25 protein-coding genes, 2 tRNA genes and 1 other RNA gene are annotated in these 25745 nt (G+C 69.2%); 17 read left to right on the top strand and 11 right to left on the bottom strand.

Features of this window, described 5'->3' with window-relative positions; genetic code table 11:
- Positions 1-81: 81 nt before the first annotated feature.
- The gene (locus RIN46_RS04060; protein ID WP_309079855.1) at positions 82-1035 is read left to right on the top strand and encodes an acyl-CoA thioesterase II; all 954 of its coding nucleotides are present in this window, start codon (positions 82-84) and stop codon (positions 1033-1035) included.
- A gap of 80 nt (positions 1036-1115) precedes the next feature.
- On the opposite strand, the gene ettA is transcribed toward RIN46_RS04060, so the two are convergent.
- Positions 1116-2798 carry an energy-dependent translational throttle protein EttA gene (ettA, locus tag RIN46_RS04055; protein ID WP_309079856.1) on the bottom strand — a complete coding sequence of 561 codons (1683 nt, stop codon included), beginning with the start codon at positions 2796-2798 and terminating at the stop codon, positions 1116-1118.
- A gap of 127 nt (positions 2799-2925) precedes the next feature.
- Positions 2926-3582 carry a single-stranded DNA-binding protein gene (locus RIN46_RS04050; RefSeq protein ID WP_309079857.1) on the bottom strand — a complete coding sequence of 219 codons (657 nt, stop codon included), beginning with the start codon at positions 3580-3582 and terminating at the stop codon, positions 2926-2928.
- 504 nt (positions 3583-4086) lie between these two features.
- On the opposite strand from RIN46_RS04050, the gene RIN46_RS04045 reads away from it, so the two are divergent.
- Together RIN46_RS04045 and RIN46_RS04040 are read left to right on the top strand one after the other, a co-directional pair.
- A complete protein-coding gene (locus RIN46_RS04045; protein ID WP_309079858.1) occupies positions 4087-4707 on the top strand; it encodes a hypothetical protein in 621 nt (206 codons plus the stop codon).
- On the top strand, positions 4704-5753 hold the full coding sequence (locus RIN46_RS04040; protein ID WP_309079859.1) for an XRE family transcriptional regulator: 1050 nt from the start codon (positions 4704-4706) through the stop codon (positions 5751-5753). The genes RIN46_RS04045 and RIN46_RS04040 overlap by 4 nt, the downstream gene beginning before the upstream one ends.
- Positions 5754-5820: 67 nt before the next feature.
- Here the strand turns inward: RIN46_RS04040 and RIN46_RS04035 are convergent, their stop codons facing one another.
- Positions 5821-6237, bottom strand: coding sequence for a tyrosine-type recombinase/integrase (locus RIN46_RS04035; RefSeq protein ID WP_309079860.1), 417 nt, complete (start codon positions 6235-6237; stop codon positions 5821-5823).
- A 593-nt stretch (positions 6238-6830) separates the two neighbouring features.
- On the opposite strand from RIN46_RS04035, the gene RIN46_RS04030 reads away from it, so the two are divergent.
- The 4 genes from RIN46_RS04030 (at position 6831) to RIN46_RS04020 (ending at position 8334) form a co-directional block, all read left to right on the top strand.
- Entirely contained in the window at positions 6831-7253 is a 423-nt protein-coding gene (locus RIN46_RS04030; protein WP_309079861.1) for a DUF6941 family protein, read from the top strand.
- A gap of 5 nt (positions 7254-7258) precedes the next feature.
- Positions 7259-7507, top strand: coding sequence for a DUF4258 domain-containing protein (locus RIN46_RS14305; RefSeq protein WP_375141830.1), 249 nt, complete (start codon positions 7259-7261; stop codon positions 7505-7507).
- Positions 7508-7568: 61 nt separating this feature from the next.
- On the top strand, positions 7569-7904 hold the full coding sequence (locus RIN46_RS04025; RefSeq protein ID WP_309079862.1) for a DUF2283 domain-containing protein: 336 nt from the start codon (positions 7569-7571) through the stop codon (positions 7902-7904).
- Between the two features lie 70 nt (positions 7905-7974).
- Positions 7975-8334 (top strand): hypothetical protein, encoded by a 360-nt coding sequence (locus RIN46_RS04020; protein ID WP_309079863.1) that lies wholly within the window; start codon positions 7975-7977, stop codon positions 8332-8334.
- Positions 8335-8382: 48 nt separating this feature from the next.
- On the opposite strand, the gene RIN46_RS04015 is transcribed toward RIN46_RS04020, so the two are convergent.
- Both RIN46_RS04015 and RIN46_RS04010 read right to left on the bottom strand, forming a co-directional pair.
- Complete coding sequence (locus RIN46_RS04015; RefSeq protein WP_309079864.1) at positions 8383-8802, bottom strand: hypothetical protein; 420 nt, start codon at positions 8800-8802, stop codon at positions 8383-8385.
- Positions 8803-8988: 186 nt separating this feature from the next.
- Positions 8989-9065 (bottom strand) — tRNA-Arg (locus RIN46_RS04010).
- Positions 9066-9417: 352 nt separating this feature from the next.
- On the opposite strand from RIN46_RS04010, the gene RIN46_RS04005 reads away from it, so the two are divergent.
- Positions 9418-10044 (top strand): uracil-DNA glycosylase, encoded by a 627-nt coding sequence (locus RIN46_RS04005; RefSeq protein WP_309079865.1) that lies wholly within the window; start codon positions 9418-9420, stop codon positions 10042-10044.
- Positions 10045-10208: 164 nt separating this feature from the next.
- On the opposite strand, the gene mptB (RIN46_RS04000) is transcribed toward RIN46_RS04005, so the two are convergent.
- Positions 10209-11903, bottom strand: coding sequence for a polyprenol phosphomannose-dependent alpha 1,6 mannosyltransferase MptB (mptB, locus tag RIN46_RS04000; protein WP_309079866.1), 1695 nt, complete (start codon positions 11901-11903; stop codon positions 10209-10211).
- 1 nt (position 11904) lies between these two features.
- Positions 11905-13437, bottom strand: coding sequence for a polyprenol phosphomannose-dependent alpha 1,6 mannosyltransferase MptB (mptB, locus tag RIN46_RS03995; RefSeq protein ID WP_309079867.1), 1533 nt, complete (start codon positions 13435-13437; stop codon positions 11905-11907).
- Positions 13438-13743: 306 nt separating this feature from the next.
- Here mptB (RIN46_RS03995) and RIN46_RS03990 point away from each other — a divergent pair, with 306 nt between their 5' ends.
- From RIN46_RS03990 to def, 4 genes are all read left to right on the top strand, one after another.
- On the top strand, positions 13744-13968 hold the full coding sequence (locus RIN46_RS03990; protein ID WP_309079868.1) for a hypothetical protein: 225 nt from the start codon (positions 13744-13746) through the stop codon (positions 13966-13968).
- A gap of 30 nt (positions 13969-13998) precedes the next feature.
- On the top strand, positions 13999-14652 hold the full coding sequence (gene orn / locus RIN46_RS03985) for an oligoribonuclease (RefSeq protein ID WP_309079869.1): 654 nt from the start codon (positions 13999-14001) through the stop codon (positions 14650-14652).
- 174 nt (positions 14653-14826) lie between these two features.
- Positions 14827-14899, top strand: a tRNA-His gene (locus RIN46_RS03980).
- Positions 14900-14959: 60 nt separating this feature from the next.
- Positions 14960-15532 carry a peptide deformylase gene (def, locus tag RIN46_RS03975; protein ID WP_309079870.1) on the top strand — a complete coding sequence of 191 codons (573 nt, stop codon included), beginning with the start codon at positions 14960-14962 and terminating at the stop codon, positions 15530-15532.
- Positions 15533-15675: 143 nt separating this feature from the next.
- Here def and RIN46_RS03970 read toward each other — a convergent pair whose 3' ends face one another.
- Complete coding sequence (locus RIN46_RS03970) at positions 15676-17166, bottom strand: glyceraldehyde-3-phosphate dehydrogenase (protein WP_309079871.1); 1491 nt, start codon at positions 17164-17166, stop codon at positions 15676-15678.
- A gap of 222 nt (positions 17167-17388) precedes the next feature.
- Here RIN46_RS03970 and rnpB point away from each other — a divergent pair.
- The 5 genes from rnpB to RIN46_RS03945 all read left to right on the top strand — a co-directional run bounded on the left by rnpB (position 17389) and on the right by RIN46_RS03945 (position 22144).
- Positions 17389-17751, top strand: an RNA gene (rnpB, locus tag RIN46_RS03965) — RNase P RNA component class A.
- 67 nt (positions 17752-17818) lie between these two features.
- Positions 17819-18616, top strand: coding sequence for a peroxide stress protein YaaA (locus tag RIN46_RS03960; protein ID WP_309079872.1), 798 nt, complete (start codon positions 17819-17821; stop codon positions 18614-18616).
- A gap of 65 nt (positions 18617-18681) precedes the next feature.
- Positions 18682-19518 (top strand): serine hydrolase domain-containing protein, encoded by an 837-nt coding sequence (locus RIN46_RS03955; RefSeq protein ID WP_309079873.1) that lies wholly within the window; start codon positions 18682-18684, stop codon positions 19516-19518.
- 114 nt (positions 19519-19632) lie between these two features.
- Positions 19633-20778: a non-hydrolyzing UDP-N-acetylglucosamine 2-epimerase gene (gene wecB / locus RIN46_RS03950; protein WP_309079874.1), complete on the top strand. Its 1146-nt coding sequence runs from the start codon at positions 19633-19635 to the stop codon at positions 20776-20778.
- A 79-nt stretch (positions 20779-20857) separates the two neighbouring features.
- Positions 20858-22144 carry a glycosyltransferase gene (locus RIN46_RS03945; protein ID WP_309079875.1) on the top strand — a complete coding sequence of 429 codons (1287 nt, stop codon included), beginning with the start codon at positions 20858-20860 and terminating at the stop codon, positions 22142-22144.
- On the opposite strand, the gene RIN46_RS03940 is transcribed toward RIN46_RS03945, so the two are convergent.
- The 3 genes from RIN46_RS03940 to RIN46_RS03930 are packed head-to-tail and all read right to left on the bottom strand — an operon-like array spanning position 22092 to position 25717.
- Complete coding sequence (locus RIN46_RS03940; RefSeq protein ID WP_309079876.1) at positions 22092-23051, bottom strand: MaoC/PaaZ C-terminal domain-containing protein; 960 nt, start codon at positions 23049-23051, stop codon at positions 22092-22094. The genes RIN46_RS03945 and RIN46_RS03940 overlap by 53 nt on opposite strands.
- Positions 23048-24385, bottom strand: coding sequence for a 3-oxoacyl-ACP reductase (locus tag RIN46_RS03935; protein ID WP_309079877.1), 1338 nt, complete (start codon positions 24383-24385; stop codon positions 23048-23050). Before RIN46_RS03935 ends, RIN46_RS03940 begins: the two co-directional genes overlap by 4 nt.
- On the bottom strand, positions 24386-25717 hold the full coding sequence (locus RIN46_RS03930; protein ID WP_309079878.1) for an acetyl-CoA C-acetyltransferase: 1332 nt from the start codon (positions 25715-25717) through the stop codon (positions 24386-24388). It lies immediately after the preceding gene.
- Between the last annotated feature and the right edge of the window lie 28 nt (positions 25718-25745).

The following is a 25745-nucleotide window of genomic DNA, read 5'->3' as shown; positions in this document are numbered from 1 at the left end:
TCTGACTCATTCCGGGCCGCCTTGCGCCCGGTGGGACGGGCCGGACCAACTGGCCCAGAAACTACGAGGAGTTGCAACCAGGTGCGAATAGGTGATTCGTCCGGACTCCAGGCGCTGCTGGACCTCCAGAGCGACGGGATCCGGACTGACGAGGACATCTTCGTGGGCGTCAGCCCCGAGCAGCCGCACCACCGCGTGTTCGGCGGGCAGGTGCTCGCCCAGTCGATCGTCGCAGCGACCCGCACCGTGGAGTCCGACCGGCCGGTCCACTCCATGCACGGCTACTTCCTCCGTCCGGGCGATGCGTCAGAGCCCATCACCTTCGGCGTCCAACGCCTCCGCGACGGCAGGTCGTTCTCCGCCCGGCGCGTCCACGCCTATCAGAAGGGCCAGCCGATCCTCTCCATGATCGCGTCCTTCAATACGGAGGCCGAGGGACTGGAGCACCAGGCGCCGATGCCCGACGGCCTGCCGGCGCCGGAAACGCTGCCGACGACCGCCGACATCCTCGGCGGGATCGACCACCCGGCCGCTCAGGACTGGGCCTTCAACCGGCCCTTCGATATCCGGCACGTGCAGGAGCCCATCTACCTCCACGCACCCGAGGGCGGCGAGCGGCAGGCGACCAACGCGGTCTGGATGAAGACGCTCGGACCGATGCCCGGAGAGCAGGCGCTGCACCGGGCCGCGCTGGCCTTCGGGAGCGACTACACGCTCCTGGAGTCGATCCTCCGGCGCCACGGCGTCTCCTGGGTCACGCCCGGAATGAGCGTCGCGAGCCTGGACCATGCCATGTGGTGGCACCGCCCGGTCCGGGTCGATGAGTGGATGCTCTACGTCCAGGAGAGCCCCAGCGCCTCCGGCGCTCGCGGCCTGAGCACCGGCCGATTCTACCAGGAGGGGCAGCTCGTCGCCTCGGTGGCGCAGGAGGGCATGGTCCGCCTGCCCGAGTTCCGGGAGACGACGGTGCTGGAGCGCGCGAAGCTCTCTGTCGCCAAGGCGGCCGTCCGTCGGCTCGACAAACGGCGGCGCTGAGGACGATCGTTGCCCGGAACGCGAAGTGCCAGCACCGCCAGGGTGCTGGCACTTCGTGTTCCGCGGCGGAGCCGCGTCGACTAGTCGCGGGTCAGGCGGCGATGGGTGACGCGGTGCGGCTTGGCCGCGTCGGCGCCGAGGCGCTCGACCTTGTTGGCCTCGTACGAGTCGAAGTTGCCCTCGAACCAGTACCAGCTGGCCGGGTTCTCGTCGGTGCCCTCGAAGGCCAGGATGTGGGTCGCCACACGGTCGAGGAACCAGCGGTCGTGAGAGACGACGACGGCGCAGCCGGGGAACTCCAGGAGCGCGTTCTCCAGCGAGGAGAGGGTCTCGACGTCGAGGTCGTTGGTCGGCTCGTCGAGGAGCAGGAGGTTGCCGCCCTGCTTCAGCGTCAGCGCCAGGTTGAGGCGGTTCCGCTCACCGCCCGAGAGGATGCCGGCCGGCTTCTGCTGGTCCGGGCCCTTGAACCCGAAGGCGGAGACGTAGGCTCGCGAGGGCATTTCGACGTTGCCGACCTGGATGTAGTCGAGACCGTCGGAGACGACCTCCCAGAGCGACTTGTTGGGGTCGATCCCCGTGCGGTTCTGATCGACGTAGGAGATCTTGACCGTCTCACCGATCTTCAGGTCGCCGCCGTCGAGGTCCTCCATCCCGACGATCGTCTTGAACAGCGTCGACTTTCCGACGCCGTTGGGGCCGATGACGCCGACGATGCCGTTGCGCGGCAGCGAGAACGAGAGACCGTCGATCAGGATCCGGTCGCCGAAACCCTTCCGCAGGTCGGTCGCCTCGATGACCTGGCTGCCCAGGCGCGGTCCCGGCGGGATCTGGATCTCCTCGAAGTCCAGCTTGCGGGTGCGCTCGGCCTCCGCGGCCATCTCCTCGTAACGGGCCAAACGGGCCTTGGACTTGGTCTGGCGACCCTTCGACGAGGACCGGACCCAGTCGAGCTCGTCGGCCAGGCGCTTGGCCAGCTTGGCGTCCTTCTTGCCCTGGACGGCGAGCCGCTCCCGCTTCTTCTCCAGATACGTCGAGTAGTTGCCCTCATAGGGGTACAGGCGGCCGCGGTCGACCTCGCAGATCCACTCCGCGACGTGGTCGAGGAAGTACCGGTCGTGGGTCACGGCCAGGACGGCACCGGGGTACGACGCCAGGTGCTGCTCGAGCCAGAGGACGGACTCGGCGTCGAGGTGGTTGGTGGGCTCATCGAGGAGGAGGAGGTCGGGCTTCTGCAGCAGCAGCTTGCAGAGGGCCACACGGCGGCGCTCGCCACCGGAGAGATGGGTCACCGGAGCGTCGCCCGGCGGGCAGCGCAGTGCGTCCATGGCCTGCTCGAGCTGGCTGTCGATGTCCCACGCGTCGGCAGCGTCGATCTCCTCCTGAAGCTTGCCCATCTCCTCCATGAGGGCGTCGAAGTCCGCGTCGGGCTGCGCCATCTCCTCGGAGATCTGGTTGAAGCGGGTGATCTTCTCGTAGATCTCGCCCACGCCCTCCTGGACATTCCCGAGGACTGTCTTCTCCTCGTTCAGCGGCGGCTCCTGCAGAAGAATGCCCACGCTGTAGCCGGGAGACAGGCGTGCCTCGCCGTTGGACGGCGTGTCGAGGCCGGCCATGATCTTCAGGATGGTCGACTTGCCGGCTCCGTTCGGGCCGACGACGCCGATCTTGGCGCCGGGGTAGAACGACATGGTGACGTCGTCCAGGATGAGTTTGTCGCCAACGGCCTTGCGAGCCTTGGTCATGGTGTAGATAAATTCGGCCATACCCCAAGGCTAGTCGGTGCCTCCCCAGAGTTCATACTGGGCGGTCCCCACACCGGCGCCCGGCCAGTTCCGGTCGCCGCCCGCCGGCTCGGAGCAGGGGGCGGCGACCGGACGCGACGGTGCCTCCTCAGGCGACGAGTGGACGGTCCTGTCGCCACGCGGTCCTTTCGCCGCGGGCTCCTCCGTCGCCGTCGTCGGGCTGGCCGCCATTCGGTCCGGCTCCACCATCGCCACCGGGCCACCCCTCGACCTCGGCGGCGGGCTCATCGTCGCGCGCCTCCGGATCGTCGGCGGCCTCCCCCGCTTCCCGAGCAACGCCGGTGGAGGTGAACGCCGGGTCCAGGCCGACGCCGAACCCGCGGTCGGGGGCGCCGACGGTAGCATCGTCCCCGGTAGAGACGGATTCTCCCGGTTCGGAGTGCACGCCCTTGAAGAAGGTCGTGTGCCCCGCGACCAGATCGTGCCCCACGTGGTCCGCCTCGAGGCTCGTGAAGTAGACCCAGTCCGGGTTCTGCTCGTCGCCCTTGTTGAAGCGCGAGTTGCGGAGCCGGCCGTGGACCACGACGGGATGGCCCTTGCGCAGGGCTGCGTGGGCGTTGACCGCGAGGTTGCGGAAAGCGACGACCCGGTGCCAGTTGGTGTGCCCGTCCTCCCACTTCCCGCTCTCGACGTTGAACCGGCGTTCGGTGGATCCGACGCTGAAGCGCGTCACGGGAGTACCGCTCTTCTTGCTGTAGGTGGGGTCCGCTCCGAGGTTGCCGCTGATCGTGATGTAGTCGCTCATGTCCCTCTCCTGTCTGCTCGGCGCACCCGTCGGGTGCTCTGGTCTGCGCGGCGACCCGCCATCCGGAGGAGGCCGCCGCCTCAAGTCTCGGAGGGGAGACAGGACGGACCGATGCTGGGCTCGCGGATTGTGGAGATCGCCGCGTCCGCCTGCGGGCTGTGGAGGACGACTTGCCGCGGACCCGCGAAGGCGGCATCGACCTGGACGAGCAGGAAGGCCCAGCCGGCACCGAAACTCGGCGCTGACTGGGCCTTTGTGGTGCCCCCCGGCGCGACTCGAACGCGCGACCGGCAGATTAGAAGGCTTCCTGGGCTCTGCTTGTCTGCGTCGGCGTGCGTCGAGGTGCGTCGGGTAGGCCTAGTCAGACGGCTTTCTAGTCTCGCCTGGGTCGGGCCGGGTCGAGGTGCGTCCCCAGTATTTGTGTTCAGAACTGTGTTCAGGGGTGCACGCCGCCTACGACGATGGCTTTACAACGACTCGCGGAGTGGTGGTATATTTTCCGGTATGAATTCAAGTAGATTCCCCACCGAGGACGAGGTCATCGAGGACCTTGGAACTGACTTCGTGAAGATCTTTGTCGAGTCGGTCGACGGCGCGTCAGCGGACTTCGAGGAGCTCCGCGCATGGCGCCCGGGGTGGGCGAGCACCTACACGAGCCGACACACAGCATCGTTTCTCCACGAACGAATTTGGGCCCGTATGGTCAGTGGGATCGATGGCGTGGAGGGGTTCGAAATCATCGACCGCGAGCCCAAGCGGGAGATTCACTTCGGCATCAAGTACCAGATCCGCGTCAAGCGCCATCGGCCCGGTGATCGGATCTCCGCCGTCCAAACCGTCGGCAATCGAAGGTTCTGGACAAACTTTGAACAGACCTTCGACGGCCTGGAGCAATTCAGTCTGGCCTTGGGCTATATGTGGGATGCCGAGCAGCGCAGCGTCGAGTACCCCGTGCTCTCCTTCCGAGACGGCCAAGAGTCGCCGATTTGGGCAGTACGGCTCGAACGGGAAGATGACAACGCTCTGGGGTTCCGCTGGGAGAGCGTCGAGAGCCCCGACCTGCCCGATGTCGATCTGGGAGATATCGCGGTGGAGAACGAGGAAGAGGAGGACACCGGGTCATGAGCAGCAATGTCGGTGACGCGATCCTCGTGCTCCGACGTGCAGCGGGAATCACTCAGGAAGAACTGGCCGCTCGCCTTAACATCACGCAGGCGACGCTGTCCCGATATGAGAACAATCTGCGCGCCCCAGACGACGACGCACTCGCTGCACTGGCCAAAGTCTTCGGGGTAACGGAGCGCTTCCTGCAGCACGACTTCACCCTGCAAGGCGCGATAGCCGGTGACGCGCATATGCGCCGGCAGAAGACCACGAAGCCTTCCGATTGGAAGCGAGTTGAATCGCGCCTGAACGCGTTGAGAATGCACTCAAACTTCCTGCTTGAGCGCGTGCCGCTGCGACCGAGAAACTTCGTTATTCAGGTCGACCCGTTCGAGCACACCCCTCAGGAGGCCGCAACGATGCTGCGCGCTTCATGGCGCATGCCGATCGGTCCAGTTCGAGGTTTGTACCGTTGGATCGAATCTGCTGGGGTCGTTATCGTCGAGGAGGACTTCGGTACCCATCGCATCGATGGCATGTCCCAATGGGCTGGTGACCACGCGGTCATCATCCTGAACGCCGGCCTTCCGACCGACCGGAAGCGACTCACCGCTGCCCACGAGCTCGGTCACCTGGTGATGCATTCGTCTTACGTCGATCCGGACGTTGAGGATCAGGCGAATGCCTTTGCTGCAGAGTTCCTGATGCCGGAGCCGGCAATCCGACCACAACTAAACTCGCTCTCCCTGGGCAAGTTGGCCGATCTCAAGCGGGAATGGGGCGTCTCGATGCAGGCGATTTTCGAACGGGCGTACCGGCTGGGCAAAGCGACCGTCGAGGATCGGCACAAGTTCTATCGTCAGCTGAACAGCCGTGGCTGGAAGACACGTGAACCGTTCAGCGAGGATGTTCCTCCCGAGGTCCCACAACTTGCTGATGCCGTAGCCAATAAATTGAAGGGCTCCGGCCTCAGTCGAAAAGAGATCATCGGTCTCATTGGAGGAGACAGCACTCCGTTCTCTCCAGCTGAGGACGAGCCACCGCGTCGGCATCTGTCAGCCGTATAAGCGTGGTCCCCCGCGCTACGTCGGCAGCATGGTCCCGCACCCCACGGGGTGTGGGACCATGCTGCCTTTATGCCTGCTGACGCGCGCGGAAGTCCGCTAGGGAGACGACTTGCTCGCCCGCCGGCGGCGTGGGCTGCGGCGCCGGCGCTTCGACCGTGAACGCCGCGTCGAGCCGATCCGCGACGTCTTGGCGCATCTCGTCGAGCACGTGCTGGTAGCGCTGCAGCATGGCCTGCTGCGACCAGCCCAGCAGCTCCATCACCACGCGCGGCGCCACGCCGAGGGCCAGGAGCGTCGTGGCCGCCGTGTGCCGGGCATCGTGCAGGCGCACGGGGTCGACATCCTGCGACGCCAGGAACGCCCGCCAGAGCGTCCAGTCGTGCTTGCTGCTGACCGCTCCGCCGGCCCGGGTGGCGGCTGCCGTCGGCGCTGCCCCGCCCTCACCCTGGCAGCGTCCGGGACCTCTGGGGTGAACCCGACCCACCGGTCCCCGGCGTCGGCCTTGATCGCCTGTTGCCCCTTCTGGTGGCGCTTGAGCGCCTCGACCAGGGACGCGGGCATCTGCCATGTGCGCTCGCCGGCTTCGGACTTCGGGGCCCCACGAAGGTGCCGCCGCCGTGTCGCTCCGGGCAGTCGACGCCGCGCCTGCGCTCGCACGTCGGTTCTTGCCCCTCGTCGGCGCATCCATGGGACCAAGGCAGCGCGTAGAGCTCGCGCTTGACGTCCAGCGTTCCTGCCTCCAGGTCGACGTCGTCCCAGGAGAGCCCGAGCGCTTCACCCTGGCGGAGCCCGAGCATCAGCGCAACGAGCCACCTGGCCCCGTCATCGCGGCCGGTGGCAGCAGCGACGAGCCGAGGGGCCTCGGTAGCGATCAGGACCTTCGGTTACGACCCGAAGCATCTGGCCAGCCGAGACCTCCGCGGGACGGCGGGGCAAGACCGTCCCAACGTCGGTCGCTCGCAGCCTGCAGCTACCCGAGCGGCTTGCACGCGTCGAAGGGCCACATCCTCCTCGCGAGGGTGGAGCGCTATTCGTGTTGGTGGTAGTGAGCAGCTACATAGGGCTAGCATGATCGACATGAGCAGCCCTAGCACACTTCCGAACCTGGACTACGCGTTCCTCGCTGAGTTCGCACGCGTCGAAGGGGACAGTTTGACCTCGGTCGGCGCTAGCTTCACGCGCGTAGAGGTGGCGATGTTTCCTTCAACGGCCACCATCTACGTTGCCGGTAGAGTGCGGGCAGAGGAAGGTGGAGATCCGTTTGGCCTTCGCCTCAGGCTTGGTCCGGACGACCGATCTAGTGGTGTGGAGCTCGAGACCACGCTCGAACCGACGAAGGCCATTAACCCGTATTCGGGCAAGGTAGGAATGATATTTTCTGCCGGCGTCCCGCTTACTTTCGACCATGAGGGACGATACATGGCCCAGATCTTCCTCCAGGACGAGCTGGTCCGTAGCCTGTACTTTTCTGTTCACTCGGTCACTTCGCCCGAGAGCTGACTGCCATGCGACTGGCATATGTCCGGCACGCAGAGCAGCAGATGCGAAGGCGGGGGATCACGAAGGCTGACGTCAGCGAAGTGCTGACTGAGCACAGGCGGCGCGGCGTAAGCTACCTGTCCAAAGACCATGCGGACCGTATGGTGTATGAAGTCAACCTAGAGAGCGGTAGACTTGTGGTAGTTACTTCTCCACCTGTCGAGGACGCTTCTCCCACAGGTGAGGTACTGATCATCACAGCCTACTGGCGGTGATACGGCTACCCCCGGACGTACGGGTAGAAGCCAGATTACGTTGCGAGAGGATGACGTAACAGTGACTGACAGCACATACTTTGACGAGGCACTGAAGGTGGGCTATGCCCACATTGCGGATCGTGCCGTAAAGAAGACGATCGAGTACACGAGCACACTGCTGGTGGATGTCGATGAGAATGACGAGCCCGTCGGCATCGAGGTGCTTGGACCTATTTCGGCGCACCACGTTTACGACATGGGTCAGCGCTATGGATGGACCCGAAATGCCCTAGAGCGTGTCGATGAGGCGGTTGCGCAGTTGCGGCAACTGATGAGCGTGCGTACCGAGAGCTCGGGCGACGGAATTTTCAACCGTGCGACGAGCTGGACGGACCCTCGCGCCTTGGCGGTCTAGCAATGACATAGTGCCTCGCCCCCTCGGAGGCGGGGCACTACGCGTATTTGGCGCTAGCTACGGTTGCTCCATGTTCGACGCGCCGACGACCCCGCCCGAGCACCCCGACGAGATCCACAGGTGGCCCGCCGCCGACCGACCATTCGTCCGTATCGACACCCCCGACGGTGAAGTCCTCCGCGGGTCAGCGCAGATGTGGCGCGACCTCTGGATCGGCTTCATGATGCGAACAAGCCCCGGACATTTCGATCTTGAAACTTTCTGGGTCCCCCGGGAGTGGGTCACCCGCGAGCCTGGCTGGCTCCCCGAGTACAAGCCGTACTGGTGCACGAGCGCCTCCTACGAGACGATGTGGGAGCCGAGTACCTGCCCCTGGCCACGCACAGAGCCCGGAAATGCCGAAGCGCCTCGCCACGCCGAGTCGGGGTAGCGAGGCGCTTCAGCGACGCACTAGTGCGTCGGCGCGCAACGAGTCCAGTCAGTACTCCACGCACTCGCCTTCGGCGACGGCGGGATGGCCGAAGAGCACGAAGCTCGTCCCGTCGGCTTCGAGCACATTGACGTACGTGACGTCGTCCAGGCCGGCGGCCGCCTCGCAGATCGCGATCGCGTCCTGGGCTTCGGCGCTGCCGTCGCTCCGGGGGTCGGTGATGGTCGTCTCGATCTCGAGTCGGCCGGGTTCGGTCTCGGTCGCCGTCGTGACCAGGTCGGCCGTGTCGCCTGCCGCGGCCTTGACGTCGTCGGTCCGGTCGACGGATTCGTCGGTGGCATCGGCGCTTGCCGTGGCCGCGGGGCTCGGGCTGGGCGCGGGGGCTTCCTCGGCCGGTGACGAGCATCCGGCGACGGTCAGAGCGGCGGCCGCGATCAGAGCTGCCACGGCGGTCCTCTGGTGCTTCATGGTGTTTCCCTCCTGTGGTGGTCTGCCCATTGTTGCCCAGGCGCGGCGGGATCGCTTTGAGGCATCAGGGAGTGACCTGGGCGGCTCCGACAAAGGGCGCCGGGAGTAATTGTGTTCAAACTGTGTTCAAAACGAAAAAGGAAGGCCTAGTCAGCGTCACAAGTTCTGGCTCTGACTAGGCCTTTCTGGTGCCCCCGGCGCGACTCGAACGCGCGACCGGCAGATTAGAAGGCTGCTGCTCTATCCAACTGAGCTACGGAGGCATGCGGGGCCGGGGCGGCCCCTCGGTCGCGTTCGGCCTGCCGGGCGCGGCCCGGCCGCGTACGCCGTCCATTCTAACGGTTCCCGCCGCCGCGACCGCATCGGGCAGGCCGTCCCCGCGTCAAGGGTTGGCTCGGTGGGAAGGATCTCATGGCGCTCGCTTCACCGGCGGCCCACGCCGCGTTCACGGATTGGTAACCTAGTAGGAGTCACCCGTCGGCGCGCCACCGCGCCCGCACCCGGACCGCCGCATCGGACCGCCCGATCCCGCCCGGCCCGGAATTCCTCGATCTTCCCACTCGCCGCTCGCGCTGACGAGCGCGCTCGAAAAACCTCAAGGAGTTGCGCCTCTCTATGACCGCTGTTGCATCCGAACCGATGACCCTGTGGGACCGCCGCTACGAGGAGCACATTCTGCCGGTGAACCGCATCCTGGACGAGACCCAGGCCCTGCGCCCTGAGTCCTCGGTCAGCTATGTCGATCCGGTGCACGACGCGGACCAGGCCAAGATCGTCTCCCTGTTCTCCAACGTCGGCGCTGCCGACGCCTCGGGGTTCATCTCCGCCGGCGAGCCCGACGCCGTCACCCGCCTCCTCGGGCTGCAGTGGCAGTTGGGCCTGCGGCCGGAGTACATCATGCCGTGGAACGTGCACCCCTGGCACACGCCGGGAGAGCCCAACGGGCGCCTGCAGCCCGCGCAGATCACCTCGGGCCTGAAGCCACTCCTGCGGATGCTGAAGGTCGTCCCGAGGGCGTCGGTGATCGTCGCCCACGGCACCGAGGCGCACCGCCTGGTGGAGCAGCTCCTGAAGACCGAGAATCCCCTCCTGTGGCGCCGCGGCTTCAAGGTCTACAAGGTCAAGTCCCTCGGCGGTCGCGCCTTCGCCGGCTCGCCGGAGCGCCAGCACGCCCACCTGGAGGAGATCCGCGCGGCGTACGCGGACGCCATGGCGCGGACGGGCATCGTCCCCACCCGCTGAGCCACTGGATCGCCCCTCCGTCCGCAGCGCGGCCGAAGGGGCGATCCAGTGCAGCAAGAACGACGGCGGCGCACCGCCCACGGACCCTGCGGGGCCCACGGGGCGGTGCGCCGCCGTCGTGCGCGTCCTGGGACTCTGTCCTGCCGCGCGTGCCGGCCGGCGTTCTACTCCCGGGGGCTCCCGCCCGACGAAGTCCGTCCCGCCGTGCCGGTGGGTCGGCCCTCCGGCAGGCCGAAGCGGCCGACCCACCGGTCGACGACGGCGGCGCGGAGCGGGACGAAGAGCGTCGCCGTCTTGGGGTCCACGAGCATGATGTAGGCCAGGTACAGGACGCCGACGACGCCGGCCGTGATCTGCACCGGCAGCGACTCGATCCACTGCGCCACACTGAGCTGCTCGATCGCCACGATCAGGACCAGCACCATCGACACGACGTACCAGGCGATCCCGAGCAGATCGCTGTAGCGGCGGTGCACGGCGAACAGCGGGGCCAGCCACAGCAGGTACCACGGCTGGATGACCGGTGCGAGCAGGGCGGCGGCGCTCAGCGCGAGAGCGCACCCCAGCACAGCATCCGCCGCCCGGAGGCGGAACGCCCACCACACGGTCAGGACGATGGAGAGCGCCCTGAAGCCGGAGTACACGACGCCGGAAACCACGGTGGCGTCCGCTCCGAACCAGGAGGCGACCCAGCCCACGATCAGGCCCAGCAAGCCGATGGGAGCGTAGGGGAAGGCCGCCGTGCCGGCGGTGGCCATGGCCTCGATCCAGCCGAACCAGAGCCCGGAGGCCGCTCCGAACGCCGCCAGGGTCAACCCCGCGACGAGGCCGACGCCGACCCAGGCGGGGAGCTTGCGGCTCAGCCCAGGTTCCGGAAGATCGGCCTGCGACGGCCGGCGCAGCAGTGCCAGTCCCACGAACGGCAACGCCAGGACCACGATCGGCTTGATCGCGATCGCCACCCCGGCCGCGACGATGCCCAGGACACGCCGATTGCGGTAGATCAGGAGGAAGGCCAGCAGGGTGCCGCCGACCATGACCGAGTCGTTGTGCACTCCCCCGACCATCGCGACGAGGAAGAACGGGTTCGCGATGCAGATCCACGTCGCCCACGACGGCGAGACCCCGTGCTCGCTGGCCAACCGCGGCACGGCGTAGAGGCAGACGAGCACGCCGGCCGCCGCGAAGAGGCGCAGGACCATGACCCCGATCTCCGGGACACCTCCCGTGAGGAAGTACGTGGCCCGCGCGAAGATCAGGAACAGCGGACCGTAGGGCGAGGGCGACTCGGACCAGAGACTGTCGGAGCCCTCCGCGTACCACCCAGGCAGCTGCGAGACCCAGTTCTCGTACGGGTTCAAATCCTGGTGCAGGAGCCGCCCCTGCGCGAGGTAGGAGTAGACGTCGCGGCTGTAGATCGGGAACGCGAGCATCATCGGGGCCGACCAGGAGAGGACCGCCCGCCGGACCACCGTCATGTCGGCGCTGCCGCTCATGGTCCGCTGGCCCAGTCGCAGCCAGGCGCGGCAGAGCAGCATCAGTCCGAGGGCCAGGAGGATGCTGGCCGCCACGACGACGGCCGGGTCCGCCCGCAGCATGTTCAGCAACGCGGCGCGGGCGAACAGCGAGTCCTGGCTGGTGGCCAGCATCCCGACGCCCCAGGAGCCGACCATCACGAGGATGCTCGCCAGCAGGCCCTGGGCCAGGACCACGTGGACGTCGGCCTCGGGGCCGCCCAGAATCCGTCGGAGGACGGGCAGCCCGGAGAGCCGGCTCCGCAACCGGTCCAGATGGGCCGTCAGGGACGGGAACGGCACCTGGACGCTGCGCCCCTGCGGCGACAGGGTGGGCGGGGTCATGTCAGCCCGCCCGCTTCCGCAGGCCGGCGCGCTCCGGCAGCCGCAGGGAGCGCCAGAAGTCGACGAAGATCCTCCGGGTTCCGGGATCGATGAAGACGAGGTAGGCGATGAAGAGCCAGGAGAGGGCCGTGGCCAGGTTCTGCAGCCACGGCTTCAGGTGGCTGAGGAACTGCCACACGAAGAGCTGGTCGGCGACGCCGTACGCGATGAAGAACGCGACCGTGAAGTAGACCCAGACGATCTGCCAGTCGCTGCGGATCCCGCTGGCCGCGAAGAAGGGCAGCAGCCACAACAGGTACCACGGGTGGATGATCGGGGACAGGACCACGAGGGCGGCGAAGGCGAGGACCGTCCGCTGGATGAGGTGCCCGTGGGAGCCCTTGAACATCAGGAAGAGGACGACGGCGACTGAGCCGAGGCGCCCGATGAGCTTCAGCGTCGGCAGCACCCACGAGGTATCAACGCCGAGGGGGCCGAGCGTGCCGTAGAAGAAGCCGATCAGCACGCCGAGCGGCGAGTACACGCTGTAGCCGGTGCCCGTGGTGAGCATGACCTCCAGCCAGCCGAGCGCGTAGCCGTTCAGGTAGCCGATGAGCACCATCGAGCCCAGGCCGATCCCCGCGGTGTAGAACCAGTACCGGAACCGCCGCGCCCAGGAGGCCCCCGGGCCGGCCCACAGGAGTCCGATGAACGGCAGCAGGACCAGGGTGATGGGCTTGATGCCCATCGACGCGGTCACCAGCAGGACGCCCCTGATCCCGCGTCCCGTGGCGGCGTAGTAGGTGCCGGCGACTGCCAGCCCGGTCATCAGGGAGTCGTTGTGGGCGCTCGCGATGAAGGAGATGAGGAAGAGGGGGTTCGCGACCGTGATCCATGCGGCTCGCGCGCCGTTGACGCCGTGGAGCGACGCGAGCTTCGGCACGTACAGGAGGCACAGGAGCACGCCGGCGAAAGCGACGAGCCGGAAGAGGAAGATCGCCAGGTCGGGATCCTCACCGGCGATGAGCATGACCAGGTGCTCCACGTCGAGGAAGAGGACGCCGTAGGGCGTCGTCGATTCCGCCCACATGGTGTCGGTGCCGAGCTGGAACCAGTTCGCGACGGTGGAGATCCCCTGCTGGTAGGGGTCGTGGCCGGCGGCGACGAGTCGCCCCTGGCCGATGTAGGCGAAGACGTCGCGGGAGAAGATCGGCACGCAGGCCAGCAGCGGCACGCCCCAGGCCAAGCACGCCTTCCACACGGTGCGCAGCGAGCCCTCCGGCCAACCCTCAAGCTTCTGCCCCAGCCGCAGCCAGGCGCGGAAGAGGACCCAGCACCCCAGGGTCATGACCGCCGTCGTGGTGATGACGCCCCACTCCGTGGTGCGCAGACTGATCAGCAGCTCCAGACGGTTCAGCGGCGAGACGGAGGCCAGCCATCCGACGCCGAGCGACCCGAAGACCACCATCAGCGACCCGATCGCACCTTCGATGATCGTGCGGTTGACCCGGTCGGTTCCCGCCGTCGCGGGAGCAGGCGGTGCGGTCGGGTTCACGCGGGCAGTCCTTCGGTCGTCACGGTCGTTCGCGGAGGCGGGCACGGCCGCCGTGCCACGGATGTCTGCGCGCCGCTCGCGGAACGGACGCCGGAACCTCACGGTGCGGTGCTTCGCGTTGCGGAGGATGCGCCCGTCGGAACGCGGCAGTGCGGTCGAACTGGGCCTGATCCTAGCACCGGGCGTGCCACGGAACCGGGTCATCGGTCGCCCCGCAGGCGCGTTGTTGCAACCGTCACCCGGGAGCTGCGCCTAGGCTGGAGGCGTCGCAGCATCGCATTCCACGCCGGACCGCCAGGGGGAACAATGGGCCGCCACGCCTCGAGTGACTCGACGCCGCCGGGAACCCGTCGCGGCTCCGGTCCGCTCCCCGTCCTCGGGTGGGGTGCGCTCGCCGCCGTGGTCGTCGCGGTCGGCGGTCCTCTCGTGGGCCTCGCCGTGCCGCAGGCCCTGACCGCGAGTGCGACGGCGCTGCTCGCCTTCGGCCTGCTGTCCGTCCTGATGGCCCTGGGCGGGCCGGCGCGACGGTAACCCGCCGGGGCCCTCGGGTAGATTGGCCCCGTGCCTATTATTGCTGAGAAAATTGTCTGGATCGACTGCGAGATGACCGGCCTGGACCTCGCCGACGATGCGCTCATCGAGGTCGCCGTCCTGGTCACCGACTCCGAACTGAACGTCCTCGGCGACGGGGTCGACGTCGTGATCAGACCCGAGCCCGCTGCTCTAGCGCAGATGAACGACTTCGTCCGTCGGATGCACACCGACTCCGGTCTCCTGGAGGTTCTCGACCGGGGCGTCGACATGGCGGAGGCGCAGCGGCAGGTCATGGACTACATCCGCACCTGGGTCCCCGTGGCCGGCAAGGCGCCGTTGGCGGGCAACTCCGTGGGCACGGACCGCAACTTCCTGGCGCGGGACATGCCCGACGTCATCGACCACCTGCACTATCGGATCATCGACGTCTCCACCCTCAAAGAGCTCGCCCGCCGCTGGTACCCCAAGGCGTTCTTCCAGGCGCCGGCCAAGACCGGCGGCCACCGCGCCCTGGGCGACATCCGCGACTCCATCGAGGAGCTGCGCTACTACCGGGCAGCCGTCATGGTCCCGGCGCCCGGTCCGGAGAGCAAGGCGGCCCAGAAGATCGCCCAGCGGATCGTCGCCGAACGCGCCGCACGCGAGGCCGCCGCCGAGCTCGAGGGCCCCTCCCCCGCCTGACTCCGCCGCCAGCGCCGGTGTGGCGCACGGCACACCGGACCGATTAGGGTCCCGACGTCGTTTTGTGTGTAAGATAGTGTGCGTTGCCCGGACGGAGCGCGGTGGAATACTGCCCCGTCGAAGCGACTCACACTCGGTTGGAACGGCCCTCGGGCCAGTCTTCCCGGTGCAATGGTGGGTATAGCTCAGTCGGTAGAGCGTCTGGTTGTGGTCCAGAAGGTCGCGGGTTCAAGCCCCGTTACTCACCCCGAAGTTGCCGCCCCGGTCTGACCGGGGCGGCTTTCTTTTTGGCAGGAAGGACAGGCCCATGGCGATTCTCCCCATCGTGATCTACGGCGAGGACAGCCTGCACCGCCGGGCGCAGGAGGTCACCGAGTTCGACGACGACCTCCGCCGGCTCATCGAGGACATGTTCGAGACCCAGGACGCCGCCCATGGCGTCGGTCTCGCCGCGCCTCAGGTCGGCGTCGGGCTCCGGCTGTTCACCTACGAGTACGAGAACGACGACGGCGTCCCGCCCCGCGGCGTGGTCGTCAACCCGCGGCTGACCCTCTCGAAGATCTCTCAGGCACAGCCCGATCCGGACGACGAAGGCGAGGGCTGCCTCTCCGCGCCCGGGCTCTCGTTCCCACTCAAGCGGGCCGACTTCGCCCGCGTCGAGGGCTTCGACGGAGACGGGGAGCCGATCTCGTTCGACGCGACCGGCTGGTTCGCGCGGGTCATGCAGCACGAGTACGACCACCTCGAGGGGCTCCTGTACGTCGACCGGCTGAACGACCGGTGGGCCCGACGGTGGAAGAAGGCCAAGAAGGATCTCGAGTGGGGAGCCCCCGGCAACAGCTGGCTACCCGGCACGGACCCCGACCCGTTCGGGCACTGACGCCCCGAGCACTCTCCCGGCCCGACGCCCGGGCACGCAGAGACGGCGGCCGGCGACCTCCTCAAAGGGAGGTCGCCGGCCGCCGTCGTTCCGGGCCCGTCCCCGGCCTCAGGTGCCGGAGACAGGCGTCGGCGGAGTGCGCGTCAGGCGGGCTGCCCGGCGAGCTGGACCGCCTCGGCGTCGGAGGGCTGCCCGGCCACGGCCGGGAAGGCCTGCGGGTGGGTGCCCGCGAGCTCCTCGATCACGCGGATGACCTGGCACGAGTAGCCGAACTCGTTGTCGTACCAGACGTAGACGACGGCGTTCTTGCCGCTGGCGATGGTCGCCAGCCCGTCGACGATGCCGGCGCGGCGCGAACCGATGAAATCGGTCGAGACGACCTCGGGCGAGTCGATGTAGTCGATCTGCTTGTGCAGCGTGCTGTTGAGCGACATCTGCCGCAGGTAGGTATTGATCTCCTCCTTGGTGGCCTCGCGCTCCAGGTTGAGATTGAGGATCGCCATGGAGACGTCGGGGGTGGGGACGCGGATGGCGTTGCCGGTGAGCTTCCCCTCGAACTCCGGGAGCGCCTTGGCGACGGCCTTCGCGGCGCCGGTCTCCGTGATGACCATGTTCAGCGCCGCCGAGCGGCCGCGGCGGTCGCCCTTGTGGAAGTTGTCGATGAGGTTCTGGTCGTTCGTGAACGAGTGGACCGTCTCGACGTGGCCGTGGACGATGCCGAACTCGTCGCCGAGGGCCTTGAGGACCGGCGTGATGGCGTTCGTGGTGCAGGATGCCGCGGACACGATGGTGTCGTCGGCCGCGATGTCGCCGTGGTTGATCCCGTGGACGATGTTCTTCACGTCGCCCTTGCCCGGCGCGGTCAGCAGGACCCGGCCGACGCCCTTGGCCTGCAGGTGCTGGGACAGGCCCTCGCGGTCGCGCCAACGCCCGGTGTTGTCCACCACGATCGCCTTGTCGATGCCGTACTGGGTGTAGTCCACGGCAGTCGGGTCGTTCGAGTAGATCACCTGGATCAGCGTGCCGTTGGCGAGGATCGTGTTGTTCTCCTCGTCGACGGTGATGGAGCCGTCGAACGGGCCGTGGACCGAATCGCGCCGCAGCAGCGAGGCGCGCTTGACGAGGTCGGTCTCGGAGCCCTTCCGGACCACGATCGCGCGCAGGCGCAGGCCGTAGCCGCCGCGCTCGATCAGAATGCGGGCGAGGAGGCGGCCGATGCGGCCGAAGCCGTAGAGGACGACGTCGGTCGGCTCGGCGTCCGTGGCGCCCGCAGCGCCGACCTTGTCGCCGAACTCCTCCTTGAGGAACGCGGAGAGGTCGCGGCCCGCGCCGGCGTCGCGGTACTTGCGCGCCATCCGGGCGATATCGACGGCAGCGGCACCCAGGTTGAGGCCGTCCATGGCCTGCAGGATGGGGAACGTCTGATCGAGCGGCAGCTCGGTCCCGTCGTTGTGGCGGGCGATGCGGTGGGCCTTGAGGATGTCGACGGCCGACTTGTTGATCAGCTTTCGCCCGTAGATGGACGTCACCACGTTGTTGCGGCGGTAGAGACGCCCGATCAGCGGGATCATGGCCTCGGCGAGTTCTTCGCGGCTGCTCCAGTCGGCAAGCGCCGCGGTCGACTGCTGGGTCACTGAATATCCTTCCTTGGCCGGCCCAGGATCCAACGTGGCCGGTCGGCACCGTGAAAGCACCATTGCAGATACGGTTCGCGGGGATGAGGATCCTCCCCGAGCGAGGCCTCGTTGCCTCTGCCTTCCATTCTAGGGACCACCCGCGCTCCGCCGAATCCGGCGAGCGTGAGGATGGTCACATCGGCTCGTCGCCGGCCGCGGGGCGTAGACTGGGACGCTGGACGGGATGACCGGACGATCGCGTGCCCTGCACGAGGAACGTCCGGGCTCCACAGGACAGGGTGGTGGGTAACGCCCACTCGGGGTGACCCGCAGGCCAGTGCCACAGAGAACAGACCGCCCGCTCCCGCAGCGGGTAAGGGTGAAACGGTGGTGTAAGAGACCACCAGCGGCCCGGGCGACCGGGCCGGCTCGGTAAACCCCACCCGGAGCAAGGCCAGACAGGCTGCGCATGAGGCTGTCCGCCCAGCAGCCGGGTAGGCCGCTCGAGCGCATCGGCAACGGTGCGCCTAGATGGATGATCGTCACCTGCCAGTCGGGCAACCGCGGCAGGCACAGAACCCGGCGTACAGGTCATCCCGTCCACCACTCCTCCGCCGCGACGGACGACACGGCTTGGCCACGTCCCGCGCGCAGGCTCTACGATGCTCCCGTGCTCATTCTTCTCCCGCCGTCCGAGGGCAAGCGCGCCGCCCTGACCGACCGCGACTTCGACCCGTCGACCCTCTCGTTCCCCGCCCTCGCGGGCCACCGGCGCAGCGTGCTCGATGCGCTCGTCGCTGCCTCGCACGGCGACGACGCCCACGAGGTCCTGGGGGTCGGCGCCTCGCTCGCCGAGGAGATCGAGCGCAACCGTCGGCTCCACCGGGAACCGGCCGGGCCGGCCCACACCGTCTACACCGGCGTGCTCTACGAGGCGCTCGGCTATGCGACCCTGGCGCCGGAGCAGCAGGCCGCCGCGGACCAGTCCATCGTCGTCGTCAGCGCGCTCTGGGGCGCGGTGGGCTTCGCCGACCCGATCCCCGCGTACCGCCTCTCCATGTCCGTGAAGCTGCCGGAGTTCGGCAAGCTCGCCGCATGGTGGAAGCCGCGCCTGACGGCGGCACTGGCCCCGAGGACCGAGGGCGAGCTCGTGATCGACTGCCGCTCGAGCACCTACGCCGCAGCCTGGGCTCCTCCCGCGGCCCGGACCGTCGCGGTCTCCGTGGTCCAGATCCGCGCCGGCGCCCGCAAGGTGGTGTCCCACTTCGCCAAGCACACCCGCGGCGAGCTCGTCCGCCACCTGCTCGCCCGGTCGGGCGAGGCGCCGACGAGTCCCGAGGAGCTGCTGGCCGCCGCCAGCGAGAAGTGGGAGGCTGAGCTCACGCCGGCCACCGCCCGGCGGCCGCACCAGCTGGTGATCGTCCTCCCGGAGGACCACACCTTCGCTCACGCCGCGGCGACCGCGTAGCCAAGCCCGAAGAACGCACGGCCGGACGGTCCCCCGTCACCGCCGCCACCGACCCGAGGAGCACCATGACCGAGCCGCTGACCGCCGCCGCGTCCGCCGTCGAATCCTGGCCCGTCGACCATGCCTCCGCCGTCGTCGTCGGGCCCGACGGCGTGATCGCCCGGGCCGGGGAGACGGGGCGCGCGTTCCGGCTCGCGTCCGTGACGAAGCCGCTGGCCGCCTACGCCGTGCTCATCGCCGTCGAGGAGGGCGCCCTCGAGCTCGAGCAGCCGGCCGGCCCCGAGGGGGCGACCGTCAGGGACCTCCTGGCGCACACCGCCGGCTACGACTTCGCCGACCGCACGGTGCGGGCCGCGCCGCGGACGCGCCGGATCTACTCCAACACCGGATTCGAGGTGCTCGGCGAGACGCTCGAGGCCGCGACGGGCATGGCCTTCGCGGACTACCTGCGCGAGGCCGTGCTCGAACCCCTCGGCATGGGCGCCACCCGGCTCGAGGGCTCTCCGGCCGCCGGCGGGATCTCGACCGCAGAGGACCTCGCCCGCTTCGCCGCCGAGCTCCTGCAGCCCCGGTTGCTCGCGGAGCAGACCCACCGGGAGGCCACGACCGCGCAGTTCCCCGGCCTCGCGGGCGTCCTGCCGGGGTACGGCCGGCAGACAGACAACGCCTGGGGCCTCGGGCTGGAGATCAAGGCGGAGAAGGACCCCCACTGGACCGGCACGCGGAACTCCGGCCGGACCTTCGGGCACTTCGGCCAGTCGGGGACGTTCCTCTGGGCGGACCCCGCCGCCGGCGCCGCCTGCGTCGCGCTGGCCGATCGCGATTTCGGTCCGTGGGCGATCGACGTCTGGCCCGGATACTCCGATGGCGTCCTGACCGCGCTCGCGGGGCGCAGCGCCTAGGCCCCGCCACTGCCCGTTCCCGGGCGTGGGCTGGCGCACGCTCCCGACACCCGGCGGGACACCGTTGGTATGGTTGGCACGATCGATCGACCTACCCGAGGGAAACCGAAGCACATGCGCCCTGTCATCATGCCGATCTACGGCACCCGTCCGGAGGCCATCAAGATGGCCCCGATCGTCAAGGCTCTCGAGGAATCCGACCTCTTCGACTCCAGGGTCGTCGTCACCGGGCAGCACCGGGAGATGCTCGACCAGGTCAACGAGCTCTTCGGCATCGAGCCGGATGTGGATCTGAAGATCATGCGCCCCAACCAGAGCCTCAGCGGCATCATGACGCGCACCATCGACGGTCTCGACGAGCTCTTCAGGACGGAGAAGCCGGCCGCCGTCATCGTCCAGGGCGACACCACCACCTCCACCGCCGGTGCCATCGCCGCGTTCTACCACGGCATCCCCGTGGTCCACGCCGAGGCCGGCCTGCGCAGCTTCGACATCTTCTCGCCCTTCCCCGAGGAGGCGAACCGCAAGATGACCTCGCAGGTGACGAGTCTGCACCTGGCCCCGACCTCGGTCAGCAAGAAGAACCTGCTCACCGAGAACATCGCCGAGAAGGACATCGTCGTGACCGGGAACTCGGTCATCGACGCCCTGCTGACCACGGTGGAGAAGGAGGTGCCGTTCTCCGACCCGCAGTTGGAGGAGCTAGCCGCCTCCGGGCGCCGCATCCTCCTGGTCACCACCCACCGTCGTGAGAACCAGGGCGGCGCGATGGAGGGCGTGGGACGGGCGCTCAAGCGCATCGCCGAGGCCGAGCCCGACATGACGATCGTGCTGCCCGCCCACAAGAACCCGGTGGTGCGCGAGGCCGTCCTGCCCTCCCTCGAGGGCCTGGACAACGTCGTCGTCACCGAGCCGCTCGCCTACGGCGAATTCACCCGCATGCTCTCCCTGGCCCACGTGGTCCTGACCGACTCCGGCGGCGTGCAGGAGGAGGCGCCGAGCCTCGGCAAGCCCGTCCTCGTGATGCGCGAGAACACCGAGCGCCCGGAGGCCGTGAGCGCCGGCACGGTCGTGCTGATCGGGACGGACGAGGACCGGATCGTCGACGAGGTCCACCGGCTCCTCCACGACGAGGAGCACTACAACTCGATGGCGAACGCCGTGAACCCGTACGGCGACGGCCGCGCCGCCGAGCGGACGGTCGCTGCCATCGCCGAGCTCCTCGGCCGCGGCAAGCGCGTCGACGAATTCGGCCAGTAGCCCACCCAACAAGGCAGGTCTTTTGTACGTCTCGGCACAAAAGATCTGCCTTGTCGCTTCAGAGAACCGAGGCCTGCTCGTGCACTCCGCAGCCGCTCCCGGGGCGAGGACGCGCCACGTCGCGATGCTCTCCCTGCACACCTCGCCGCTGGACCAGCCCGGCTCCGGGGACGCCGGGGGCCTGAACGTCTACGTCGCTCAGCTCTCCGAGCATCTGGGCCGCCTCGGTGTCGAGGTCGACGTCTTCACCCGCGTTCCGGCGGCCGCGACCGGCGCCTCCACGATCACCACGGCCCGCACCGTCCCCGGCGTGTCGGTCCACCACGTGCCGGTGGGCCCGGAGTCGGTGACCAAGACGTCGCTCGCGGGGCACGTCGGTGAGATCGTCGAGCGCATCGCCGCTTGGTACCGGACCACGGGAGAGTCCCCCGACGTCGTGCACAGCCACTACTGGGTCTCGGGCCTCGCCGGCCTGGAGCTGGCCGAGCGGTGGGACGCGCCGCTCGTCCACACCATGCACACGATGGCCCGGGTCAAACTCCGCGACGATGCGACGGCTGTGGAGCCTGCCCGCCGACTCGCGGCGGAGGACCTCCTGGCCGGCTCGGCGACCGCTCTGACGGCCAACACGCCGAGCGAAGTCGAGGACCTGGAGTCCCTCTACGGCGCTGATCGGGGCCGCATCTCCCTGGTGCCGCCGGGTGTCGACCACGAGGTCTTCCGTCCGCACGGCCCGGCCAGCTGGTTCGCGCAGGGGCCGTGCGGCCCCTCCGCGCTGCGCGTCGTGTTCGCCGGTCGCATCCAGCGCCTGAAGGGCCCGCACCTGCTGCTGGAGGCGCTCCAGCAAGCCGTCGAGCTGGATCCGGGCGTGCGCTTCGACGTAGCGCTGATCGGGCACCAGTCCGGCCCCGACCACCTGGACCTCGCCGAGCTCCTGCCCGAGGACTCCCCCAGACTGCGGATCCGGCTCGTTCCCCCGCGGCGAGCCGAGGAGCTGGCGCAGTGGTTCCGGGCCGCCGATGTGGCGGCGGTGCCCTCCTACAGCGAGTCCTTCGGCCTGGTCGCCGCGGAGGCGCAGGCCTGCGGAACCCCGGTCCTCGCGAACGCCGTGGGGGGCCTGCGCCACACGGTGGCGGACGGCCGGACCGGGCGCCTGATCGCCGGGCAGCAGCCCGCGGACTGGGCCCGGGCGCTGGCTGACCTGAGCCGTGACCGCGGGGTGCTCGCGCGGATGGGGAGCGCCGCCGTCGTGCAGGCCGCCGCCTTCGCCTGGGAGACGGCGGCGGCGACGACCCTCGGGATCTACGACCGTGTCAGCGCGGAGCGACCGTCCCGGAGAAGTACGGGCGCGAGGCTCCGCGCTTGAAACCCGTGAACTGCAGCGCCCCGGGTCCTGCCTCCGCCGCATCGGCGACGGCGAACTGGACCGTCGCGGGCAGGAAGACGGGGGCCTCGAACTCGATCGACCACGTGTAGCCGCCCGCGACCGGCGCGGTCGAGGCCAGCGCCCGGCCGGCCGAGTACATCCCGTGCGCGATGTGCCGCTTCATGCCGAGGGCTCTCGCCGACAGGCTGCTCAGGTGGATCGGGTTCCAGTCGCCGAGGATGCTGGCGTACTCCCGGCCCGTGTCCGCGGGCAGACGCCACTGGCCCGTCCTCATCGGCGCGTCGAAGTCCGGCCGGGACGGCCGCTGGGGCCGCACCGCGCCGGGGGCGTCGACGCCCCTGGCCAGATACGTCGAGACGCCCCGCCAGACGACGTCGGATCCGGCCCCCGCCGCAGATGCGTCCCCGTCGGCGCCGCCCGGCGCGGAGACCTCGGCGACGACGTCGACCTGGGTCCCGGCGAAGTGCGGACGCAGGTTCTCCGCCCACGCGGTAACCGTCAGCGCCTCGTCGGCGCCGATCGTCCGGCGGTGCTCCACCCGGTTGGCCAGATGCACCATTCCCAGCAGCGGCAGCGGGAAGTCGTCGGCCACCAGCACGCCCATCGCGATCGGGAACGCCAGGCCGTGCACGAACACCGAGGGCAGGGAGTCCCGCAGCGTATCGCCCATGAGTCGTTGGTACCGGGCTAGCCGGGAGCGCTCGGCCCGCACCCCGCCGACGCGGTGCGCGACGGGAGGGAGCTCCTGGCCGCCGGCGCCGCGCGCGCTTCGGCCGAGTCCGGGGACGGCCGACGCGGCCGCCTTCCGCGCGGCCGCGGCATAGCTGCGGGCGAGCGGCGGTGCCTGGTCCAGGACGATGGTCCGGCGGTCCTCCACGACGCTCACCGTCCGATCAGGCTCTGGCCGCAGACGCGCAGCGTCTCGCCGTTGATGCCGGCTGCCGCGTCGGAGGCGAGGAACGCGATGGCCTCGGCCACGTCCACCGGCAGACCGCCCTGCATCAGCGAAGGCATCAGCAGGCGGGCGACCGCTCGCGTCGGGACGGGGACCTTCGCGGTCATGTCCGTCTCGATGAAGCCGGGAGCCACCGCGTTGATCCCGCCGCCGATCGCGGCGAAATCGGCCGCCGAGGCCTCGACCATGCCCATGACACCCGCCTTGGAGGCGGCGTAGTTGGTCTGCCCGCGGTTGCCCGCGATGCCGCTGGTCGAGGCCAGGGACACGATGCGCAGCCCGTCCCGGCCGGCACCGAGGAAGGCCTCGTTCATCCGCAGCTGGGACTCGATATTCACGGCGAGCACCGACTTCCACCGCGCCTCGTCCATGTTCACGAGCAGCTTGTCGCGCGTGATGCCCGCGTTGTGGACCACAATATCGAGCCCGCCGTGCCGCTCGAGCGCGTGCTCGAGGATCAGGTGGCCGGCGTCGGCGCGGGTGATATCGAGCTGCAGCGCCGTTCCACGGACCTCGTTCGCCACCGAGGTGAGAGCCCCGCCGGCGGCGGGGACGTCGACGGCCACGATCTTGGCGCCGTCGCGGGCGAGGACGCGGGCGATGGCCGCGCCGATCCCGCGGGCCGCGCCGGTGACGACGGCGACCCTGCCCGCCAGGGGACGGTCCCAGTCCTCGGGCGCAGCCCCGTTCTCGCTGCCGACGGAGAGGAACTGACCGTCCACGTAGGCGCTGCGGCCGGAGAGCAGGAAGCGCAACGCGGCCAGGGCGCTCGGGGCCCCGGCCCCGACGCCCTCGGCCAGGAGGATGCCGTTGCCGGTGGCTCCCCCGCGCAGCTCCCGGGCGAGCGAGCGCAGCAGGCCCTCGACTCCGCGGCGCGCCGCGGCGACGGCCGGGGCGTCCCCGGCCCGGGCCGGCCGGGAGACGGTGATCACGCGCCCGCTCGGGGCGAGCTGGCGGACCGCCGGCCCGAGCTCGAGGGCGGCGTCTGCGAGGTCGCCCGGGTGGGAGACGTCGTCGTACGCGACGATGACCGCGCCGAGGCGGCGGCCCTGCGGCTGGTGCCGGTAGACATCGAGGCCCCAGGCGAGCAGCTGCTCGGAGACCGGCTCGGCGCTGGCGCCGGAGCCGAGGACCAGCACGGGCCCGGGGACGAGCGGCTCGCTCGGACGGTAGCGACGGAGCTCGGCGGGGCGGGGCAGCCCGAGTCTCTTGGCGACCTCCTTGGCGGGGCCGGCGCTGACGAGCTTCTGGTAGCGGTTGGTCATCTAGCGTGCCTCCAGGATCGCGACGACGCCCTGGCCGCCGGCGGCGCAGACCGAGATCAGTCCGCGGCCGGAGCCCTTCTCGTGCAGGAGCTTGGCCAGCGTGGCGACGATGCGGCCGCCGGTGGCGGCGAACGGGTGGCCGGCGGCCAGGGACGAGCCCGCGACGTTGAGCCGGCTGCGGTCGATCGGACCCAGCGCGGCATCGAGGCCGAGCTTGTTGCGGCAGAAGTCCTCGTCCTCCCACGCGGCGAGCGTGGAGAGCACGGTGCCGGCGAAGGCCTCGTGGATCTCGTAGAAGTCGAAGTCCTGCAGCGTCAGGCCGTTGCGCTCGAGCAGGCGCGGGACGGCGTACGCCGGCGCCATGAGGAGCCCCTCGCGGCCGTGGACGAAATCGACGGCACCGGCCTCGAAGTCGACGAAGTTCGCCAGCATCGGCAGGTCGTGCTGGCGGGCGTACTCCTCGGAGCCCAGCAGCACAGCCGACGCGCCGTCGGTCAGCGGCGTCGAGTTGCCGGCCGTCATCGTCGCCTTGGAGCCGAGGTCCTTGCCGAAGACGGGCTTGAGGGTCCCGAGCTTCTCCAGCGTCGTGTCCGCGCGCAGGTTGTTGTCCCGCGAGAGACCCCGGTACTCGGTGATCAGATCGTCGAAGAAGTGGCGGTCGTAGGCCGCTGCGAGGTTCTGGTGGCTGGCCAGCGCCAGCTCGTCCTGCGCCTCACGGGTGATGCCCCACGCGGCGGTGGTCAGGGCCTGGTGCTCGCCCATCGACAGGCCGGTGCGGGGCTCGCCCGTGCCCGGCGCGTTGGGCGCCAGGTCCTTCGGGCGGAACTTGGACAGCGCGGCGAGGCGCTGCTTGCCGCTGCGAGCGCGGGAGAACTCCAGCAGGACCCGGCGCAGCCCCTCGCTCACGGCGATGGGGGCGTCGGAGGTGGTGTCCACTCCGCCGCCGATCGCGGAGTCGAGCTGGCCGAGCTTGATCTTGTTGGCCAGCGACCCGATGGCCTCCATGCCGGTGGCGCAGGCCATCTGGACGTCGTAGGCGGGCGTGGCGGGGTCGAGGGCCGTGCCGAGCACCGCCTCGCGCACCAGATTGAAGTCGCGGGAGTGCTTCAGCACGGCACCGGCGGCGACGGCGCCGATCCGCTCGCCCTGCAGCCCGAACCGGGCCACGAGACCGTCGAGCGCCGCCGTGAGCATGTCCTGGTTGGACGCGTCTGCGTACTTGCCGTTCGCCCGGGCGAACGGGATGCGGTTGCCGCCGATGACGACGGCGTCGCGCACGGTCCTCGCGCCGGTGGTCGGGTGCTGCGGTGCGGATGGGGCGCTGCTGGCCATGGGTTCCTCCTGCGGTGGAGACTGCGAT

It is taken from the genome of Zhihengliuella sp., from assembly GCF_031178195.1.
Lineage (GTDB): Bacteria > Actinomycetota > Actinomycetes > Actinomycetales > Micrococcaceae > Zhihengliuella.
This window is presented reverse-complemented; position numbering and strand designations above follow the sequence as displayed.